This window comes from Caldanaerobius fijiensis DSM 17918 (assembly GCF_900129075.1).
Taxonomy (GTDB): domain Bacteria; phylum Bacillota; class Thermoanaerobacteria; order Thermoanaerobacterales; family Caldanaerobiaceae; genus Caldanaerobius; species Caldanaerobius fijiensis.
The window spans coordinates 76,771-96,530 of the sequence record NZ_FQVH01000002.1 but is presented as its reverse complement, the minus strand read 5'-3'; the positions used below and the strand labels follow the sequence as shown (position 1 = coordinate 96,530).

Below are 19,760 nucleotides of genomic sequence, written 5' to 3'. Positions count from 1 at the left end.
ATCTTCACCTTCTGCCTAAAAGCATAAGCATATTTTCTGGTTCCATAGCATACATCTGGGCTTCTTCTAATGTTATTATACCATTCTTATACAAGTTTGCAATGCTTGAATCCATTGTATGCATTCCATATTTAGCCCCTGTCTGCACTGAAGACTGTATTTGAAATGTTTTTCCTTCCCTTATGAGGTTTCTTATAGCCGGTGTGGCCACCATTACTTCTGTAGCCAAAACCCGCTTATTTCCGTCAGCACTTCTCAACAATTGCTGTGATATAACTCCTTCTAACACCATAGATAACTGTACCTTAATCTGTTGTTGCTGATAGGGTGGAAACACATCCACAATCCTATCAATAGTTTTGGCAGCTCCAATGGTATGCAACGTAGACAAAACCAGATGGCCAGTCTCAGCAGCCGTCAAGGCTATCTGCATAGTCTCCAGGTCTCGCATCTCTCCTACCAATATTACATCAGGATCTTCTCTCAAAGCGGACCTCAACGCACTGGCAAAGGACATACTGTCATAACCTATTTCCCTTTGATTTACAATGCTCTTTTTATGCTTATGAAGGTATTCTATAGGATCTTCCAACGTAAGTATATGGCATTCTCTATTGCTATTTATCAAATCGATCATAGCAGCCAATGTCGTGGATTTACCACTGCCTGTTGGACCAGTAACAAGCACAAGACCTCTGGTTTTCATAGCCAGGTCTTTTACGATTAAAGGAAGACCCAATTCCTCAATAGATGGTACATTTAACGCCACCATCCTTATAGCAAGGCTAAATGTACCCCTCTGCTTATAAGCATTTATCCTGAAGCGACCTACGCCGTGTAAGGAGTAAGAAAAGTCAATCTCGCCCTTCTGCTTTAGAATCTCATATTGCTCCCGAGACATAAGCTGCTGTACAAAGGCTTCTGTATCTTCGGCCCTTAAAGGCTGATAATCAGTTCTTACCAAATGTCCATTTATTCTTAAAACAGGTGGAATTCCTATGGTTATGTGGAGATCAGATGCCTTCCTGCTTACAGCCTCTGTCAAAAGCTCTATTATATCAACCATACAGGATTTACTCCTCCATATAAGCAATTCTAAGCATCTCATCAATAGTCGTCAAACCATCCAGGACTTTTCGCCTTGCGCTTTCTTTAAGTGTGATCATTCCCTGCTTTATAGCTAGATCTCTTAATACATCTATAGAGGCCTTTTCATTGATCATTTCCCTTATATCCTTTGACACGGACATGATTTCAAATACCGCCAGCCTTCCTCTATAGCCTGTTTTGTTACATAAAGCGCAGCCCCTCCCTCGATATAGCGTAAGATCCTCACTCACCTCATAACCCAGAAGGCGCTTCTCGCTTTCACTAGCCTGATAAGCGTATTTGCAATTATCGCACACCCTTCTTACCAGGCGCTGCGCTATGACACCTATAAGCGATGCCGACACCAGATACGGCTCAATCCCCATATCTACTAGCCTGGCTACCGTACTTGGCGCATCATTGGTATGTAGTGTAGATAATACAAGGTGACCTGTGATGGCAGACCTGACAGCAATCTGAGCCGTCTCTGTATCCCTTATCTCTCCTATCATTATTATATTAGGATCCTGTCGCAAAATCGATCTCAATGTCGTTGCAAAGGTAAGCCCCGCTTTCTCATTGACCTGCACCTGGTTTACTCCCGGAAGCATGTATTCAACAGGATCTTCAACGGTGACGATGTTCTTGTCGGGAGTATTGACCTCTCGCAACATGGTATAAAGGGTCGTGGTCTTACCGCTACCTGTAGGACCTGTCACCAGTATTATGCCATGGGAATTTCTGATAAAAAGATCAAAAAGTTTTAATTCATAAGGATTTAAGCCCAGTTCATGCTTAGATACCAAAAAGCTACTCCGGTCTAACAGCCTCAAAACAGCCTTTTCTCCATGTATTGTTGGAAGCACAGATACGCGTATATCCATGTCCTTCCCTTCCACGTTTAGCTCAATTCTCCCGTCCTGGGGCAACCTTCTCTCTGCAATGTTTAAATTGCTCATTATCTTTATACGAGTTATAAGGGGACCGTGAACGCTCTTTTGGGCGCTCATATTTTCTATAAGCTGGCCGTCTATCCTGAACCTCACCCTTACATCGGTGGCAGATGGCTCTATATGTATATCAGATGCCCTGCTTCTAACGGCCTGTTCTATTATAGAATTGACCAATCGAACAGCAGGGGCGTTATTTATCTCATCACTTTGTACCTGGGCATTTACCTCATATTCACTATCGAAATCATTTACAGCTCGTTCTACTTCCTCGGGTTCGTAGTACTTTTTTATGGCATCTTTTATATCCTCTTCTGTAGCTATCAGAGGGATAACATTCAATTTGGTTATGAGTTTTACATCATCGATCGCCAATATATCCATAGGATCGCTCATTGCGACATAAATATTGTTTTCATCTCTTTTTACGGGGATGAGCATATTACGCCTTGCCACTTCTTCTGGTACCATGAAAACTGCATTCTTATCGATGTAGTAGCGCTTTAAATCTACATGAGGTATACCCAACTGAAATTCTAATATCTCTATCAACCTGTTTTCTGTGATAAGCCCCATTTCAGAAAGAACCTTCCCCAGCCGCTTACCTGTTTGATTTTGAATCTTTATGGCCTGATCCAGCTGCTCTTTAGTGATTAATTCGTTTTCAATGAGGATATCTCCTAACCTTTTTCTTGCCATTAACTCACCTCTTATGTTACATTGTGTATATTATTCGACATATTAAACAAAATTCCTTCTTTTTTAAGATATGTAATTATAACGTCTTCTGGTATATCTACACCCGTCCATATCTTAAATGATTCTACTGCTTGCCCTATGAGCATCTCTATACCGTATACGATTTGACATCCTTTCTCTTTGGCCATCTTTATAAGTTTGGTTTCATAAGGATTATATACTATATCATATACCACTTTGACTCCTTTTGGAATGTCATCAACTGGCGAATTATCCACATGGGGCCACATCCCTACAGATGTGGTATTGACCAGCAGCTCCGCCTCATACTTTGAAATATTTTCTAACGTATCCGCGTTTACCTTGCATTTAGAATCTATTGATTGTATATGGCTTGCGAGCTTTACAGCGTTCTCATAAGTCCTGTTTATAATGTTAATCCTTTTTGCACCATTGAGTATAAGAGCTGTACATATAGCCCTGGAAGCTCCACCAGCTCCTAAAACAATGACCTCATTTATTTCTATATGATGATTTTTCAACGTATTTATAAAGCCTATGCCGTCGGTATTATATCCCTTAAAATGCCCATCTTTATTAATTACAGTGTTTACAGCTCCAATCAATCCGGCATTTACATCAACTTCATCTAGATATTTAATTATACTTTCCTTATAGGGTATTGTTACATTAAAGCCACTTAAACCTATGGCCTTAAAGCCATTTATAGCATCGCCTAGTCGATCAGGATTGATATCAAAGCACAAATAAACAGCATTTACACCTGCATATTTAAAAGAAAAATTATGTATATGGGGTGATAAGCTATGCTTTATGGGATGTCCTATAACGGCATAAAGCTTTGTACTGCTATTTATCACATTCATAATCTATCCCCTCAATTTATCCCTTAATTTTTTTTCAATTTTCCTGATAAGTTTGGTCCAGAAAAACTCTTTTTCTGATAATGGGTCTACGAGAATCGTATACATACCCATTCTGTTTCCTCCAAATACATCTGTAAAAATCTGATCACCTACAACAGCTATATTTTTCACCGGACAATCCAAATACTTAGACGCCTTTATATATGCTGCCTTCAAAGGCTTTTTAGCATTCCATACTACAGGACAATTCAAATCTTTATTAAATTCTTGAACCCTACTTTTGGTATTGTTGGATATAAGGCAGACTTTAAATCCTTCGTTTCTTAACTTATTTATCCAGAGATAGGTATTTTCATCCGGAACCTTATTCGACCAGGGTATCAAAGTGTTATCTATATCAACTATTATACCCTTTATTCCTATTCTTTTTAGATGATCTATGTCTATGTCGCTGAAGGTCTTATAATATTCATTTGGATAAAACAACAAAATCACTCTCCATGGCTACATTATATACAAAAAAGCGCCGTTGTTCAACGGCAGCTTCCCGGTATTAATAATTCTTTTAGAAGCTTTTTTAAAGCTTTTTTCTCAATCCTGGATACATAAGACCTTGATATACCTAAAATATTCGCGATCTCCATCTGAGTCTTTACACCCATATTGGTTAAACCGTATCTAAGCTCTATTACTAACTTTTCCCTGTTTTTAAGTACAGTATCAATTTTATCTTTTAACCTTTTTATCTGAAGTTTTGTTTCAACCTCGTTACATACGCTATCAGGATCAGCGACCGGTATAATGTCCATAAGCGATATCTCATTCCCCTCCCTATCAATTCCTATAGGATCTTGTAACGATACCTCATTTCTTTCCTTTTTATTTGAGCGGAGATACATTAAGAGTTCGTTTTCTATACAGCGTGAAGCGTAAGTAGCCAGCCTTACGCCTTTGGTTTTGTTGAAGGTCGTTATAGCCTTTATAAGCCCTATTGTTCCTATCGATATTAAATCGTCACTATCTATCCCCGCATTAGAATACTTCTTTACTATATGAGCAACAAGCCTGAGATTCCTCTCAACCAATATATTTTTAGCTTCTTCATCGCCATTTAGATACCTTTTTATATATTCTTCTTCTTCCTCAGCACTTAAAGGCTGTGGAAATGAATTGGCATTGCTGACATAACCAGATAAAAAAAACATATTATTTACAAGAGGCAAGAAAAAAGTAATAAGGCCTACCATGGCTTCACCTCCACAATAGCTTACAATACATCATATGAAATCCTGTGGAGGTGCGTGCAAGTCCACTTTATTTTATTTTTAAAATATTTTCAACAATATCTTTAAATACAGGCGCTGCTCTAACTCCTCCTTCTCCTCCGTTTTCTGCAAATACTACAACAGCATACCTGGGATCACTGTAAGGAGCGTAACCCGCAAACCATCCGTGAGAAATCCCGGTTTTTCCCGTTTCAGCCGTTCCAGTTTTACCTGCGCTGCCCTCCCGTATATCAGCTCTGATGCCAGTACCATCTGTTACCACATCCCTTAACATCTGTTGTAGTTTCTTAGCTGTGCTTGCAGATATAACCCTATAGGATCTATTAACATTTTCTTTCCTAATCAAATTACCGTTGTCGTCTACGATGCCCTGAACAATAATAGGAATATGCCGGATGCCGTTGTTCGCTATAGTTGCCATCATATCAGCTACTTGAAGTGGCGTTACAGTCAGCGTCCCCTGGCCAATCGACAAATTGCCAATACCTGCCCCTGCTACCTCTTTCGGTTGGGGTATGTGGCCAGTGTTTTCCTCTGAAAAATTAATCACCTTATTTCCAAAGCCAAATTTTTCTGCCATATCAATAATTCTGCTGCTTCCCACTCTTTCTCCTATTTTTATAAACGTGGTATTGCATGAGAGAGCAAAGGCTTTATCCATATCCACAGGCCCATGGGCTTTATTCTTATAACAAGGGTATGATATACCATCAATTTTAACATTGCCCGTACAATAGAAAGTCTGTTTTTCTGTGATTACATTATTTTCCAAAGCTGCCGCTGCCACAACGGTTTTAAAGACTGACCCCAGCGGATATGCTGTAAGGGCTTTATTTACCAATGCCCCATCGCTGTTACTCAGGTATTCTGATATTTTTGATGGGACAAAATTAGGCCTGCTGGCCATAGCCAATATTTGGCCTGTCTTGACATCTAATATCACCACAGCTCCATTTATATGATGTTCATCCATAACATCTTCTGCAATTTTCTGTATGTGATAATCAATAGTAGTTTTTATACCATAAGATCTACGCTTTACTCCTGTAATTGTATACTGTGAGCCGAGACCCTTTATTGCTTGTAAGTTCCCATCTAAAAAAATGGTATATTGAATTTGTCCTCCTGAATTCAATACATTATCATATGCTTTTTCAATGCCGTATACCCCGCTGTGTGAGTAAAGATTTAAATAACCTATTATATGAGACGCTATCGCCTTATCAGAATATCTTTCGGATACTGTCGCTATGTATATGCCATTTTGTTGTGTTTTTATATTGCTATTTTCAATTGCAAGAGTAAATGCTGTACCATTTAACAGTTTCTTTAAAGTAAGGACATCACAACCTGTTATGCGCGTCAGATAAGATATGGCTTTGTTTTTATCTTTTATAAGGTCTGGAAACACTACAGCGTATTGAGTTGATTTTCTTTCTGTGATAGGTATCATATTTCGATCATATATAGTTCCCCTATAATCAGATAAATAGACCCTCCTTACCCGCTGGTCTACAGCCGATCTCGAATAAATACTGCCATTCACAATCTGGATATAAGCAAAGCGCGCAATCAAAATAAAACTCAAAGCAAGTATCATCGATAAAAGACTATTTATCCTCTTCAAAAAAATCACCCAGTCTATTATTTACCATAATAGACTGGGTTATACCTTTTTCCTTCTCAACATATCATAGGGTTTTACTCTATTTTTCACCTTTATTTTAAATAACTGTTGTGGGTGTGGCGCGACGTCTATAGTATTTCCTTCTTCATCGTACATTTCTTCAATGACCTGTTCAAAATAGTCTCTATAAGGGCCTATGATTTCTACTTTATCGCCTTTAAAAACCCGATTTCTCTGTTCTATCGTCGCTAACCCGGTTTTTTCATTGTAATCAAGAACCATCCCGACAAAGTCATAATTCCTTATATAACTACTGGTCTTATAGTTCTGTGATTCGTATGGTTTACCTAAGTAAAAACCGGTGGTGAATTCCCTATAACTGGCCTTTTTAAGCTCATCAAGCCATTGCTCCTTAAACTCATATGCTTCAGGTTTTTTGTAATACTCATCTAAAGCTTTTCTATATGCGCCTACCACTGTGGCTACATAATACGATGATTTATTTCGGCCCTCTATCTTAAAACTATTTATGCCCGCATCAATCATCTGTGGAATATATTGGATCATACAGAGGTCTTTAGAATTTAATATATAAGTCCCTCTTTCGTCCTCTTCTATTGGAAAATATTCTCCAGGGCGTTTTGCCTCATATAATGCATATTCCCACCGGCATGGGTGCGCACATTCACCTTTATTGGCATCTCTACCTGTCATATACATACTTAAAAGGCACCTGCCCGAATAAGATATACACATCGCACCGTGAACAAAAGCTTCAATTTCCAAGTCATCCGGTATGTTTTGGCTGATGTAACTTATTTCCGCTAGAGAAAGCTCTCTTGCTATTACAATCCTTTTTATACCTTGCCTGTACCAGAATAAGATGCTTCGAAGATTTACTGCATTTGCCTGCGTGCTGAGATGGACGTCGACATCTGGCGCTACTTCTTTTACTACAGATAAAACCCCAGGATCTGATAATATTATACCGTCTGCACCATTATCTCCCAAAAAAGCCACATAATCACTCAATCCCTTAAAATCATCATTATGTGGTATGATATTTACCGTTATATACGCCTTTTTGCCTCTATCGTGCAGGTATTGTATTCCCTTTCGAATGTCTTCTAAAGTAAAGCCTACACCCGATCTGAGCCCAAATCTATTTTCACCGAAATACACTGCATCCGCGCCATATTCTGCTGCTACTATCAATCTCTCTAGATCACCTGCAGGCGCCAGAAGCTCAACCTTTTTTTTATTCATCGCACAACACTACCTTTTTCTATTGCTTTTATCGCATTCAGGTGCTGGTCATAACTGTGCGAAAAGACGTGAGAACCATCACCTCTAGCAACATAGTAATAATAACCTGTTTTTGCGGGATTCAACGCCGCCTGGATAGATTTGTACCCTGGATTACTTATAGGGCCTATAGGCAAACCTTTAACATAATATGTGTTATATGGCGATTTGAACTCCAAATCTTTCAGAGTGAGTCTATCTTTCTGTATACCCAGGGCATATAAAACCGTGGCATCCACTTGTAGTTTCATGCCTTTATTTAGTCTGTTGTATATAACACTGGCAATAAGTGGTCTATCCATATCAATTCTCGCTTCTTTTTCTATCATTGATGCTACAATAACGACTTCATCTAATGGTATACGTTTATTTTGTGCGTTATAATACTTTACTACCACATCATCAAATCTCTTTAACATCATATCAATTACCTGATGTTCAGATGTTTGCTTTTTTATGAAATAGGTATCCGGAAACAGATAACCCTCCAGCCTATAAGGGCGATTAGAAGGTATATCTTTTAAAAATGCATAATCAAAAATTCCAACCTTACATTCTTTTAGAAATTCATTACGGCTCCATCCCATTTGTGACAATTTATCAGCGATCTGCGCTACCGTATAGCCTTCAGGAATAGTCAACCTGACGTATTCACTGACATTGCTGCCCTTTGTTAGAATATCCACAATGTCTTTATAAGGCATGTCCTGCTTTAACTGATATTTTCCGGCTTTAAAATTATTCCCCTTTCCGTTGATTTTTAAATAAAGCATAAAAAAATATTCATTTTTTATTACCTTATTTTCTTTGAGGATCTTGGCTATGCCTAAAGCTGTTGTATTAGCGGGAATTACCACATTTACACTTTTATTGCTGCTACCAGCAGGAATACTACTATTGATGTAGTATGCTATTAGAAAAACAATAACCAATACTATATATAACGCATACAAGGTATGTTTTTTTCGCATAGCCAAAATCCCCCTTTTTATTACATCCTCACTTTTTCCAGTACATCGCCGATTATCTTATAAACATCGGCAACCAAAGTGCTAAAAGAATATTCAGCTTGAAGGTATTCATTTAAGTCCATGTTCATGGAAAGAACCCGGTAGAGGTTTTGAAGCTGTTTCAATTCTTCATCGGCCTTTTCGCCCATCATCTGTTTTGTCTGATAATTTAATTGTTTTTGATGAAAATCTTGCAACATTTCTTTATTTTTAGGATTTGCTTCTATCTTTTTTTTAGCTTCTACTAGTCTTTTATACTCTTCACAATTTTCTATAGCCGAAGCCAGGGCATAAGCCGCGTCATGAACATTTACCATGAAACCCTCACCTCATATCTCCATAATAATCGGCAGTATCATCGGTTTTCTAGCGGTTTTTTCAAATAAAAATTTAGTTACAGCATTTTTAATTTCTGATTTAATAGTAGCCCATTCTGTAAAGTTGTTGCTCAAACACTCATCAAGAGACTTTTTGACGACTTTTTTTATTTCTTCCATAAGATCCTCTGATTCTCTGACATATACAAATCCTCTTGAAATTATGTCGGGTCCTGCGATCACAGAACCGCTATCCTTTGATATGGTGACAACAACTACCAAAAGGCCATCTTGTGAAAGATGCTTGCGATCCCTCAAGACGATATTCCCCACATCGCCCACGCCAAAGCCATCCACAAGCACTCTCCCGGCCGTAACAGTGCCGGCTATTCGCCCGGAATCTCTGTTAAATTCCAATACGTATCCATTATCTGCAATAAATATGTTCTCTGGTGGCATTCCAAGATTTTCAGCCAACTTGGCATGTTGCTTTAAGTGTCTATATTCTCCGTGAACGGGTATAAAAAATTTTGGTTTAACAAGCGTGTGCATTAACTTTAGCTCTTCTTGGCAAGCATGACCAGATACGTGTACATCTGCCAAAGCTTCATATACAACTTCAGCTCCTTTTTTAAACAGCTGGTTAATCACCCTTGATACAGTCTTTTCATTGCCAGGTATAGGATCTGCAGAAATTATCACAAGATCCCCTGGCACTATATCGACTAATTTGTGTTCTGAATAAGCCATTCTGGTAAGTGCAGACATTGGCTCTCCCTGACTACCTGTTGTCAAAATAACCACTTTATTATGAGGTAGTTTAATAGCATCTTCCAGCGATACCATCATATCACTGGGTAAATTTAAGTACCCTAATTCTACAGCCACATTTATTACGTTAATCATACTTCTGCCACTCACAGCAAGCTTTCTATTATACTTATAAGTAGCGTTTATAACCTGTTGTATACGATGAATATTTGATGCAAAAGTGGCAATCAAAATCCTGCCCTCAGCACCACTAAAAATATTATCAAGTGCTTCGCCAACAGTTTTTTCAGAAAGAGTATAACCTGGCCTCTCAATATTGGTACTATCTGCCAGCATAACCAAAACACCTTTTTTACCTAGCTCTGCAAATCTGTGTATATCCATTGGCTTACCATCAATTGGTGTGTAATCCACTTTAAAATCACTGGTATGAACTATTACACCCATAGGCGTATGAATTGCCAGGGCCACAGAATCTGCTATACTGTGAGTCGTTCTTATAAACTCTACTTTAAAATTGCCTATTTCTACTGACTCTCCAGGATTTACATTTATTAATTTAGAATCTCTTAGCAAACCTTGTTCTTTTAATCTGGTTTCAACAATCCCCATGGTCAAACGCGTACCGTAAACAGGCACATTTATTTGTTTTAAAACATAAGGCAAAGCACCAATATGATCTTCATGACCATGAGTCAATATAATCGCTTTTACCTTTTCTTGATTTTTCAAAAGATACGAAATATCAGGTATCACCAGATCGATCCCTAACATTTCATCATCAGGAAAAGCCAATCCACAATCTACTACTATAATCTCATCTTTGTATTCATAGACCGTCATATTTTTTCCGATCTCATTTAATCCACCCAATGGTATAATTCTTATTTTAGAATTTTTGGCAGGCACTATTTCTCTCCTTTCTGAACCCGTTCATACAAACCGATCACGCACCGCTATTATTTATTATACTTTATTATAATACCCAGTTCAAGCAAAAGAAAAAGTCAAAGATAAACCTGCTGGTTATTTCTTTGACCTGCAATTCTTACAATAACCAAAAAACCTTACATTATGGTCAACGATTTCAAAATTCTTCTCTTTTTCTATTCTCTTTTCCAGATCCTCCAACAAATCTTCTTCTACTTCGAATATTGCTCCGCACTTTAAGCAAATAAGATGATGATGTTGATGATCCTCTTTATTCTGGTATAATTCATACCTGCTTCTGCCATCATCAAAATTCAATTTGTAAATAATACCTAGTTGTTCAAATAGCTGAACGGTCCTGTATACCGTAGCGAGCCCGATCTCAGGATATTTCTTTTTAACAAGATCAAAGATATCTTCAATCGACAGATGCTTATCCAAATTTTCAATTATGGTATCAAGTATAACTCGCCTCTGAGTCGTAAGTTTATATCCGTTTCGCTTTAACTGATCTTTTAATTCATCAATAAACGAATTCAATACCATCACCTTTATGTTAATCTTTTTAATAACAGTTTATTCTTACAAAATTATTTTGTCAATACCAAAAACAGTATACCTTTCGGTATACTGTTTAATTAATCTTCGTCCTCATCGCTATCTTCATCGTCTTCATCATAATCATATGTTCCTCTACTCAGCTCCTCATAAGCTTCAGCAACCGCATTAAATTCGTCATCATCTTCTATACCTACAAAGACATCCTCACCATTTTCATCCTGTTCCACTCGCAGTATATATGCATCGTCAGTATCTTCTTCGGTAGGTGTAACAATTACATAAGTATTATCATCTACGTCCAGAGAAGCTATCAGTTCGAACTCTACCTCGTTGCCATCCTCATCAAAAAGCACTATAGTATTGTTTTCATTCATATTATCCATAAAATCACCTCATTATAAGTTATGATGCTATTCTATACCATTATATAAAATCTGTCAACAGCGTTTTTTGATATTATCCAGATATGACTGTAATATCAAAACAGCTGCCATTTTATCTATAACTTTTTTTCGTTTTTTCCTGCTCATATCTGATTGCAACAATACCCTTTCAGCTTCAACCGTCGTCAATCGTTCATCATAAAATTCACAGTTTATATCTGTTTTATTTTTCAACTTTTGAGCAAATTCAATAACAATTTTCGCCCGTGGCCCTATGGTATTATTCATATTTTTCGGCATACCTATTACTATTGATTCGACACCATACTCTTTTATTATTTCTTTAATTCGCTCTATATCGTTTTCAATACTACTCCTTTTTATCGTCATCAACCCCTGGGCAGTTATACCCAGGGGATCAGAAATAGCCAGACCAATGGTTTTGTCGCCCACATCCATTCCTAATATCCTCATATCATTCTCCTACATATTTTTTCACAAGTTCTTCCAATATATCATCTCTTTCCAAGCGCCTTATAAGGCTTCTAGCATTTTTATAACTTGTTATATACGTTGGATCGCCCGAAAGCAAATACCCTACAATCTGATTTATAGGATTATAACCTTTTTCTTTTAAAGCACTATAAACCTCAAATAGAATTTTTTGTGCCTCAGTTATGTCCTCTCGGTCAACCTTAAATTTCGCAGTTTGTTGTTCTTTGTTATTATCCATTTACATGCACTCCTTTTCAAAAGGAACTAATTATTCAACTGACCTTCTATAAGCTTTTTTGCCAAAGCCAGAGCCTCTTCTACTTTTGACGGGTCTTTTCCTCCTGCCTGCGCCATATTGGGTCGACCTCCACCTCCTCCGCCTGCAATCTTGGCTACTTCTCGCAGTACATTGCCTACATGTATTCCTTGTGCCACGGCACCTTTAGTAGCCATACCTACAAAATTAACTTTATTCTTTTCAATCCCCGCTAAAATCACCACGCATTCTGCAAACTTTTCTTTGATACTATCCCCTAACAATTTTAACCCATCTACATCAATATTTTCTAATTTAGCTGCCACAAGCTTTAGATTAGAAATATCTTGTGCATTTTCCATTAATGTATGCGCATAAAATGAAGCTATTTTCTCATTTAATGCATTCTTTTCCTTTTCCAGCCTCTTAATCTGCTCCATGAGTTCATCAATCTTACCTAGTAATTCCTTAGAGGCACTAATCTTTAAAAGCCTCGATGCCTTTTCAACTATACCGTCTCTCTCATTAAGGTAAGCCAGCGCACCTCTTCCCGTAAGTGCCTCAATACGCCTGATACCCGCTCCAACACTGGTCTCAGAAATAATCTTAAATAAACCAATCTGAGAGGTATTTTCTACATGGGTTCCACCGCAAAACTCTTTACTAAAATCTCCGATACTGACTACCCTTACAATGTCTCCATACTTTTCATCAAAAAGCGCCATTGCTCCTGATCTTCGAGCTTGATCAATAGGCATTTCTTCAACAGAAACACTTATGTTTTCATATATTTTCTTGTTGACTTCCTGTTGAATCCTTTCAATAACATCATCACTTATCTGTTCAAAATGAGTAAAATCAAATCTCAATCTATCCGGTCCAACATAAGAACCAGATTGATGGACATGATCTCCTAATAAATTTCTCAAAACCTTATGCAAAAGGTGTGTAGCTGTATGATTTCTTGCAGCATCTTCTCTTCTATCTACATCAATTCTACCAATTACGTCATCGCCAACAGATATTCTACCACTCAGTACACGCCCATTATGAAGGATTTTGTCTCCGCCAAATTTAACCGTATTCTCAACTTTGAACTCCATATTATCATTAAAAATAACACCTGTATCTCCTACCTGACCTCCGCTTTCAGCATAAAAAGGAGTTATATCCAGTATAATTCCTACTTCCTGACCTTCCTCGGCACTATTTATAACGCTGTCGTTCAAAATAATCCCCAATACTTTGGCCTCTGCTTCGTATTGCTCATACCCCACAAATTGTGTCTTAACTTTGGCAAATTGCTCCTTCGTATCGTCCAATGACCACAAGGAAGCATCTGCAATAGCGTGAGCCCTTGCCCTTTCCTTTTGTTCTCTCATTAATTCGTTGAATGCTTCTTCATCTACAGAAAACCCTTTTTCCGCTAATATTTCCTTGGTCAAATCGAGAGGAAAACCATAGGTATCATAAAGTTTAAAAGCTTTTTCGCCAGAAAGCACTGAATAGCCATGTTGCAACAGTTCATCAACGTACTGATCCAGGATATTCAATCCTTGTTCTATAGTTGCTGCAAAACGCTCTTCTTCTCTTTTTATAACCCTTTTTATGTAATCACTCTTGTTTTCTAACTCTTTATACGTGCCTCTATACTGTTCTATAACCTTCTGGCATACTTTGAATAAAAACGGCTCATTTAACCCCAATAAACGTCCATGGCGAGCTGCTCTCCTTATAATCCTCCTCAATACATATCCTCTTCCTTCATTGGAAGGCAATATGCCATCAGAAATCATAAAAGTTATACCTCTTATATGGTCAGTTATTACTCTCAGCGAAACATCTTTTGAAGGGTCTTCGCCATATTTTATACCTACCATATCCGATATATGGTCCATTATTGCCTTTATAATATCTACTTCAAATATAGACTCTACATCCTGAATAATAACTGCCATTCGCTCAAGCCCCATACCCGTGTCTATATTAGGATTTGGCAGAGGATTATAATTTCCAGCCTCATCTTTATCATATTGAGTAAAAACAAGATTCCAGAATTCTAAAAATCTATCGCAATCCTCACATATGTTCTCATCGACAACTTCATTATCAACTTCTTTACCCCTGACGATGCCGTGAAACATGTGGCAATGAGCCTTACCGCATTTGCCCCTTTTTTCTCCCCTATCATAATAAAGCTCTGAACAAGGACCACATGGGCCTGTACCTATTTCCCAAAAATTATCTTCTTTCCCCCTTCGGATAATCCTATCCTCAGGTACTCCAACCTGCCGCCAAATTTCAAAAGCCTCTTCATCTTCTTCGTAAATAGTTATCCATAACCTATCTTCAGGAAGCTTATAGACCTTTGTTGTCAATTCCCATGCCCATGGAATAACTTCTTTTTTAAAGTAATCTCCAAAAGAAAAATTACCCAACATTTCGAAAAATGTACCATGACGAGCTGTTTTCCCAACCCTCTCTATGTCAGGAGTCCTGATACATTTCTGACATGTGGTTACACGTTTACAAGGCGGTGTTTCCTTACCAGTAAAATACGGCTTTAATGGCGCCATTCCGGAATTTATTAACAAAAGGCTTTTATCATTCTTAGGTATCAACGAAAAACTGGGAAGCCGTAAATGCCCTTTGGATTCAAAAAAAGATAGATATAGCTCCCTTATTTCATTCATCGATAGTTTCTCCATGTCGTTCCTCCTGATAAAACATACATTTTTGTTTTAATTTATTATACCATATATTTTTAAACCATGTCCATGTTATCAACAATATAATTTAATATTACTTTTATAGTTGCTACAACAGGTATGGCAAAAAACATACCCCATACGCCAAAAAATTCTTCACCAATTAAAAGTGAAAATATAATTACTACCGGATGCAAACCAACGCTTTCACCTACAATCTTAGGTGATAAAATACCACTTTCTATCTGGTGAACAATTATAAAAATCACAACAGCTGATAACGCCTTGTAAGGGGATTGTATTAAACCAGCTATTACCGCTAACCCACCACTTACAATTGGCCCCAAATACGGAACGATATTCAAAATGCCAGCTATTATGCCGATTAATATGGCAAAGTTTAGACCTATAGCATAAAGGCCTATGGATGTTACTATAGCCACAAACAATGCTACAAGTAGTTGACCATTAACAAAACCTTTTATAACCTTATCAATTTCTTTTAGCAATTCGCTAATGGTCTGTCTATATCTCCCAGGGAAAAGCATCAAAAACTGTTCATATAAATACTTTGAATCTTTTAAAATATAAAAAGCTATAATTGGCGATAAAATAAAATTGACGCTTTGACTCATAATTGAAATTAAAGTTTTTATTCCATTCCCAATTATAACAGATATTTGCTTGTTTATTTTACCTATATTATCTATAATTGCTGTTTCCAGCTGTGGTGGTAAATATTCAGAATATCTCTTTTGGACAATTTTTTCTATATCATTAAATAATTTAAAGTAATATGGCAAAAGCGTACCAGCCTGAGATATTTCACCTAATATCAAAGGAATTATATAATATACAATTAAAGAAAAAACTAATATTATAATACCATATACAATTATTATTGCTTTTAATCGAGAAAACTTCTTTTGCGTCAACCAATTCACAGCGGGCATTAATATGTATGCCATAATAGAAGCTAATAAAAAAGGCATTAAAACCTTTTTTAATTTTATTCTATAGATAAATATAAAAGCAATCGTAAATATTAACAAGAATATCATTATATATTTTTTCACTTTATATCACCTTATGTACGGCATAAAAAGCATAGCCTTTTATGCCTATAGTTTCATACTTTTGCCATTTTTCTTATGGCATTAAATGCTTTTTCTGCCATATCACGTTTGATACCTTTGTTCATCTTTTTTAAACCCCGTTCTGCAAGGTATGTCACAAGACCTCCCAAAATCATACCTCTTAGCAATTTTCCATCCAATACAATTACCTCCTCGTTACAATAATATCGTGGCCATCATATATTATATCTTCATTTCTTTCTATAAAACTGCGTCCATTTATCAGGTCGCTTATTAAACCGTCACTCAATATATAGCCTTTTACCTGGTTATTTCCTGTATCTACAACCGCGTCGCTGACTATGCCCAAATTTTTGCCCTGAGTATCCTTGACACTACTACCTACGAAATGAGAATTCCGGTGTATAAATATATCAGAATTCTCACTTAGATCTTGTATAGAATACTCGTCCTTTACAACCAGATAATCTTTAGTAATGTGGGATATATTATTTGCCATCACAAACTTTGGGCTTTTAAAAATGCTTCCACTGTTTATAATGTATCCCACAATGCTGTCTTTTAAAGGTCCATATACTACGTCTTTTACATTGCCGAGTTTTTTTCCTGTTTTATCAGAATATACAGGTAGATTTAAAAGTGAAGAAGCTTTTATCATAGACATACCTCACTTTCTTATTTTATTTTTTCTCTTTTAAATACAAAAAATGCACCGTGCATCGGTGCATTTCTAATTATTTTTTACTATAATTCCTCCACCTACAACTATTTCCCCGTCATAAAACACAACAGCTTGTCCTGGGGTAATCGCCCTTTGAGGGTTTTTAAATTTTACTTTAACTTTGTCTTTTCCCATAGGGGTTATAACAGCCTGAGCTTCTTTAGCAGTGTACCTTATTTTTACATTAACATTCATCGCCTCTTCTAATCTGTCAAAAGGTATAAAATTCAAATCTTCAGCGATAAGTTCATCACTATAAACATCCTTTTCATCTCCGACTACCACAATATTTTCCTCCGGTTTTATGTCTACTACATATAATGGTTTTCCTGCAGATATACCCAGTCCTCTGCGTTGACCTATGGTGTAATGGGCAATACCTCTATGTCTTCCCAGGATATTCCCTTTAGTATCGACGAAATATCCAGCTTTTATCTCATCAGGCTTTTGCTCTTCAATAAATTTACCATAATCATTATCAGGTACAAAGCATATCTCCTGGCTTTCAGGCTTTGCTGCCACAGGCAACTTTAATTCCTTAGCTATTTCTCTTATTTGAGGCTTAGTATAATAACCCAGAGGCATAACTGTGTGCTCTAGCTGTTGCTGTGTAAAACTGTAGAGCACATATGTCTGATCCTTATTCTGATCAATCGCCTTTTTAAGAAGATATCTGCCCAAATTATCGTCGTATTCAATTTTAGCGTAATGACCTGTGGCAACATAATCAGCCCCTATTGACAATGCTCTATATAAGAGAGCCTCAAATTTTATAAAGCGATTACATGCAATGCATGGATTGGGCGTCCTACCATGTAAATATTCATCTACAAAATAGTCAATCACTTTCTCTTTAAATATGTCCTTGAAATTTAACACATAATGTGGTATCCCCAGTCTATTGGCAACTCTCCTGGCATCTTCAACCGCTGACAGCGAGCAACAACCGCCTTCATGGATGATCTTATACTCATCTTCATCAGGCCATATCTGCATAGTAACACCAATGACTTCATAACCTTCCTGTTGCAGCAAGTAAGCTGCAACAGAACTATCGACACCACCACTCATACCCAAAACAACTTTTTTTGCCATTACTCCACCTGCTTATTGATACCATGTTTTTTATAATAATCCTCAATAGCTCCTTTAACCGCTTCCTCTGCCAGAACAGAACAATGCATCTTCGTAGCGGGTAAGCCATCAAGAGCTTCTGCCACTGCTTTATTGGTCAATTTAAGAGCTTCCTCTATCGGCTTGCCTTTTATCATTTCTGTAGCCATACTGCTGGTCGCCACAGCTGCACCACAACCAAAAGTCTTAAATTTGGCATCAACTATGATACCATCTTTTATCTTAAGGTATATCTTCATAATATCGCCACAAACAGGATTTCCTACTTGAAAAACGCCATCTGCGTCAGGTATTTCTCCTACATTTCTTGGATTCATAAAATGATCCATAACCTTTTCGCTATACATTATTATTTCCCCTCTCTTGCTTTTTCGTATAATGGAGACATCTCCCTTAACCTTGCCACGATATCAGGCAAAACCTGGATTACATAGTCGATTTCCTCTTCCGTATTCTGTTCGCCTATAGAAAACCTCAATGAACCATGGGCCAGTTCATGAGGTAATCCCATTGCTAAAAGCACATGGGATGGATCCAATGAGCCTGACGTACATGCAGAACCGCTGGAAGCACATATTCCCTTCATATCCAGGCTCAGAAGCATAGATTCTCCCTCTACATACTCTACTGATATATTTACATTACCAGGCAACCTCTTTTCAGGATGCCCATTGAGTTTTACATGGTCTATTTTGTTCAGCAAACCATTAATAAGCTTATTTCTAAGGAATGTGAGTTTTTCCATACTTTGATTGAGGTTTTGAGTTGCTAACTCTATTGCTTTTCCTAGGCCTACTATTGCTGGTATATTCTCTGTACCTGCCCTTCGACCTTTTTCCTGTCCTCCACCGTGCATATACGGATGAATCTTTACACCCTTTCTAATATAAAGGGCTCCTATTCCTTTAGGACCATAAAATTTATGAGCTGATAGAGAAAGCATATCGCAATTTAATTTTTTCACGTCAACAGGTATATGACCAACTGCCTGAACTGCATCAGTATGAAATAGTATACCGCGTTCCTTTGCTATTTCTCCTATCTCTGCCACAGGTTCGATTGTACCCACCTCATTATTCGCATACATAACAGAGATTAGAATAGTCTGATCTGTTATAGCTTTTTTAACCTCTTCTACATCAACTAAGCCATATTCATCTACAGGAAGATATGTTATTTTAAAGCCCTGTTTTTTAAGATATTCACAGGTATGAAGCACAGCGTGATGCTCTATAGAAGTAGTTATTATATGGTTGCCCTTTTCTCTCAACGCATAGGCAGCAGCCTTTATAGCCCAATTATCAGATTCTGTGCCGCCGCTGGTAAAGTATATCTCAGCAGGATCAGCTCCCAATGCTTTTGCAACTCTATCCCTAGCAATATCCAGCGCTTTCTTTGATTCTCTACCATAAGAATAAAGGGTTGAAGCATTTCCAAATTTTTCAGAAAAATACGGCATCATCTCATCCAAAACTTCTTTTTTGACCGGTGTGGTTGCCGCATTATCTAAATATATTTTCTCCATAAATTGACC

General features: G+C 37.3%; 21 protein-coding genes. All 21 read right to left on the bottom strand.

Annotated elements, in window-relative coordinates; genetic code table 11:
* Nucleotides 1-4 precede the first annotated feature (4 nt).
* The 21 genes from BUB87_RS01810 to nifS all read right to left on the bottom strand — a co-directional run bounded on the left by BUB87_RS01810 (nt 5) and on the right by nifS (nt 19,751).
* Entirely contained in the window at nt 5-1,066 is a 1,062-nt protein-coding gene (locus tag BUB87_RS01810) for a type IV pilus twitching motility protein PilT (RefSeq protein ID WP_073341391.1), read from the bottom strand.
* A gap of 7 nt (nt 1,067-1,073) precedes the next feature.
* Nucleotides 1,074-2,738 carry a GspE/PulE family protein gene (locus BUB87_RS01805; RefSeq protein ID WP_073341390.1) on the bottom strand — a complete coding sequence of 555 codons (1,665 nt, stop codon included), beginning with the start codon at nt 2,736-2,738 and terminating at the stop codon, nt 1,074-1,076.
* An 11-nt stretch (nt 2,739-2,749) separates the two neighbouring features.
* A complete protein-coding gene (gene aroE / locus BUB87_RS01800; RefSeq protein WP_073341389.1) occupies nt 2,750-3,625 on the bottom strand; it encodes a shikimate dehydrogenase in 876 nt (291 codons plus the stop codon).
* 3 nt (nt 3,626-3,628) lie between these two features.
* Nucleotides 3,629-4,111 carry a YqeG family HAD IIIA-type phosphatase gene (locus BUB87_RS01795; protein WP_234945922.1) on the bottom strand — a complete coding sequence of 161 codons (483 nt, stop codon included), beginning with the start codon at nt 4,109-4,111 and terminating at the stop codon, nt 3,629-3,631.
* A 47-nt stretch (nt 4,112-4,158) separates the two neighbouring features.
* Nucleotides 4,159-4,872 carry an RNA polymerase sporulation sigma factor SigK gene (sigK, locus tag BUB87_RS01790; protein ID WP_073341387.1) on the bottom strand — a complete coding sequence of 238 codons (714 nt, stop codon included), beginning with the start codon at nt 4,870-4,872 and terminating at the stop codon, nt 4,159-4,161.
* A 67-nt stretch (nt 4,873-4,939) separates the two neighbouring features.
* Nucleotides 4,940-6,538, bottom strand: a complete 1,599-nt coding sequence (locus tag BUB87_RS01785; protein WP_143156591.1) for a peptidoglycan D,D-transpeptidase FtsI family protein — start codon at nt 6,536-6,538, stop codon at nt 4,940-4,942.
* Between the two features lie 39 nt (nt 6,539-6,577).
* Nucleotides 6,578-7,804, bottom strand: a complete 1,227-nt coding sequence (locus BUB87_RS01780) for a peptidase U32 family protein (RefSeq protein ID WP_073341385.1) — start codon at nt 7,802-7,804, stop codon at nt 6,578-6,580.
* Nucleotides 7,801-8,814: an endolytic transglycosylase MltG gene (mltG, locus tag BUB87_RS01775; RefSeq protein ID WP_073341384.1), complete on the bottom strand. Its 1,014-nt coding sequence runs from the start codon at nt 8,812-8,814 to the stop codon at nt 7,801-7,803. Before mltG ends, BUB87_RS01780 begins: the two co-directional genes overlap by 4 nt.
* Nucleotides 8,815-8,834: 20 nt before the next feature.
* A complete protein-coding gene (locus BUB87_RS01770; RefSeq protein ID WP_073341383.1) occupies nt 8,835-9,170 on the bottom strand; it encodes a YlbF/YmcA family competence regulator in 336 nt (111 codons plus the stop codon).
* 12 nt (nt 9,171-9,182) lie between these two features.
* Nucleotides 9,183-10,850, bottom strand: coding sequence for a ribonuclease J (locus tag BUB87_RS01765; RefSeq protein WP_073341382.1), 1,668 nt, complete (start codon nt 10,848-10,850; stop codon nt 9,183-9,185).
* Nucleotides 10,851-10,967: 117 nt separating this feature from the next.
* Nucleotides 10,968-11,411 carry a Fur family transcriptional regulator gene (locus BUB87_RS01760; RefSeq protein WP_073341381.1) on the bottom strand — a complete coding sequence of 148 codons (444 nt, stop codon included), beginning with the start codon at nt 11,409-11,411 and terminating at the stop codon, nt 10,968-10,970.
* Between the two features lie 98 nt (nt 11,412-11,509).
* A complete protein-coding gene (locus BUB87_RS01755) occupies nt 11,510-11,815 on the bottom strand; it encodes a DUF1292 domain-containing protein (RefSeq protein ID WP_073341380.1) in 306 nt (101 codons plus the stop codon).
* Between the two features lie 54 nt (nt 11,816-11,869).
* Nucleotides 11,870-12,289, bottom strand: coding sequence for a Holliday junction resolvase RuvX (gene ruvX / locus BUB87_RS01750; RefSeq protein WP_073341379.1), 420 nt, complete (start codon nt 12,287-12,289; stop codon nt 11,870-11,872).
* Nucleotide 12,290: 1 nt separating this feature from the next.
* A complete protein-coding gene (locus BUB87_RS01745; protein WP_073341378.1) occupies nt 12,291-12,548 on the bottom strand; it encodes an IreB family regulatory phosphoprotein in 258 nt (85 codons plus the stop codon).
* 26 nt (nt 12,549-12,574) lie between these two features.
* Nucleotides 12,575-15,274, bottom strand: coding sequence for an alanine--tRNA ligase (gene alaS, locus BUB87_RS01740; protein ID WP_073341377.1), 2,700 nt, complete (start codon nt 15,272-15,274; stop codon nt 12,575-12,577).
* Between the two features lie 56 nt (nt 15,275-15,330).
* Entirely contained in the window at nt 15,331-16,350 is a 1,020-nt protein-coding gene (locus tag BUB87_RS01735; RefSeq protein WP_073341376.1) for an AI-2E family transporter, read from the bottom strand.
* Between the two features lie 53 nt (nt 16,351-16,403).
* Nucleotides 16,404-16,550, bottom strand: a complete 147-nt coding sequence (locus tag BUB87_RS14310) for a hypothetical protein (RefSeq protein WP_159432345.1) — start codon at nt 16,548-16,550, stop codon at nt 16,404-16,406.
* Between the two features lie 5 nt (nt 16,551-16,555).
* On the bottom strand, nt 16,556-17,029 hold the full coding sequence (locus BUB87_RS01730; RefSeq protein WP_159432344.1) for a PRC-barrel domain-containing protein: 474 nt from the start codon (nt 17,027-17,029) through the stop codon (nt 16,556-16,558).
* Between the two features lie 72 nt (nt 17,030-17,101).
* Nucleotides 17,102-18,187, bottom strand: a complete 1,086-nt coding sequence (gene mnmA, locus BUB87_RS01725; protein ID WP_073341374.1) for a tRNA 2-thiouridine(34) synthase MnmA — start codon at nt 18,185-18,187, stop codon at nt 17,102-17,104.
* Nucleotides 18,187-18,573, bottom strand: a complete 387-nt coding sequence (gene nifU / locus BUB87_RS01720) for a Fe-S cluster assembly scaffold protein NifU (RefSeq protein WP_073341373.1) — start codon at nt 18,571-18,573, stop codon at nt 18,187-18,189. The genes mnmA and nifU overlap by 1 nt, the downstream gene beginning before the upstream one ends.
* Nucleotides 18,574-18,575: 2 nt before the next feature.
* Nucleotides 18,576-19,751, bottom strand: coding sequence for a cysteine desulfurase NifS (gene nifS / locus BUB87_RS01715; protein WP_073341372.1), 1,176 nt, complete (start codon nt 19,749-19,751; stop codon nt 18,576-18,578).
* Between the last annotated feature and the right edge of the window lie 9 nt (nt 19,752-19,760).

What these genes read in the sequence shown, in the direction of transcription:
- BUB87_RS01810 (WP_073341391.1), bottom strand. Translation starts at nt 1,066, where the DNA reads ATGGTTGATATAATAGAGCTTTTGACAGAGGCTGTAAGCAGGAAGGCA.
- BUB87_RS01805 (WP_073341390.1), bottom strand. Translation starts at nt 2,738, where the DNA reads ATGGCAAGAAAAAGGTTAGGAGATATCCTCATTGAAAACGAATTAATC.
- aroE (WP_073341389.1), bottom strand. Translation starts at nt 3,625, where the DNA reads ATGAATGTGATAAATAGCAGTACAAAGCTTTATGCCGTTATAGGACAT.
- sigK (WP_073341387.1), bottom strand. Translation starts at nt 4,872, where the DNA reads ATGGTAGGCCTTATTACTTTTTTCTTGCCTCTTGTAAATAATATGTTT.
- BUB87_RS01780 (WP_073341385.1), bottom strand. Translation starts at nt 7,804, where the DNA reads ATGAATAAAAAAAAGGTTGAGCTTCTGGCGCCTGCAGGTGATCTAGAG.
- mltG (WP_073341384.1), bottom strand. Translation starts at nt 8,814, where the DNA reads ATGCGAAAAAAACATACCTTGTATGCGTTATATATAGTATTGGTTATT.
- BUB87_RS01770 (WP_073341383.1), bottom strand. Translation starts at nt 9,170, where the DNA reads ATGGTAAATGTTCATGACGCGGCTTATGCCCTGGCTTCGGCTATAGAA.
- BUB87_RS01755 (WP_073341380.1), bottom strand. Translation starts at nt 11,815, where the DNA reads ATGGATAATATGAATGAAAACAATACTATAGTGCTTTTTGATGAGGAT.
- ruvX (WP_073341379.1), bottom strand. Translation starts at nt 12,289, where the DNA reads ATGAGGATATTAGGAATGGATGTGGGCGACAAAACCATTGGTCTGGCT.
- BUB87_RS01745 (WP_073341378.1), bottom strand. Translation starts at nt 12,548, where the DNA reads ATGGATAATAACAAAGAACAACAAACTGCGAAATTTAAGGTTGACCGA.
- alaS (WP_073341377.1), bottom strand. Translation starts at nt 15,274, where the DNA reads ATGGAGAAACTATCGATGAATGAAATAAGGGAGCTATATCTATCTTTT.
- BUB87_RS01730 (WP_159432344.1), bottom strand. Translation starts at nt 17,029, where the DNA reads ATGATAAAAGCTTCTTCACTTTTAAATCTACCTGTATATTCTGATAAA.
- mnmA (WP_073341374.1), bottom strand. Translation starts at nt 18,187, where the DNA reads ATGGCAAAAAAAGTTGTTTTGGGTATGAGTGGTGGTGTCGATAGTTCT.
- nifU (WP_073341373.1), bottom strand. Translation starts at nt 18,573, where the DNA reads ATGTATAGCGAAAAGGTTATGGATCATTTTATGAATCCAAGAAATGTA.
- nifS (WP_073341372.1), bottom strand. Translation starts at nt 19,751, where the DNA reads ATGGAGAAAATATATTTAGATAATGCGGCAACCACACCGGTCAAAAAA.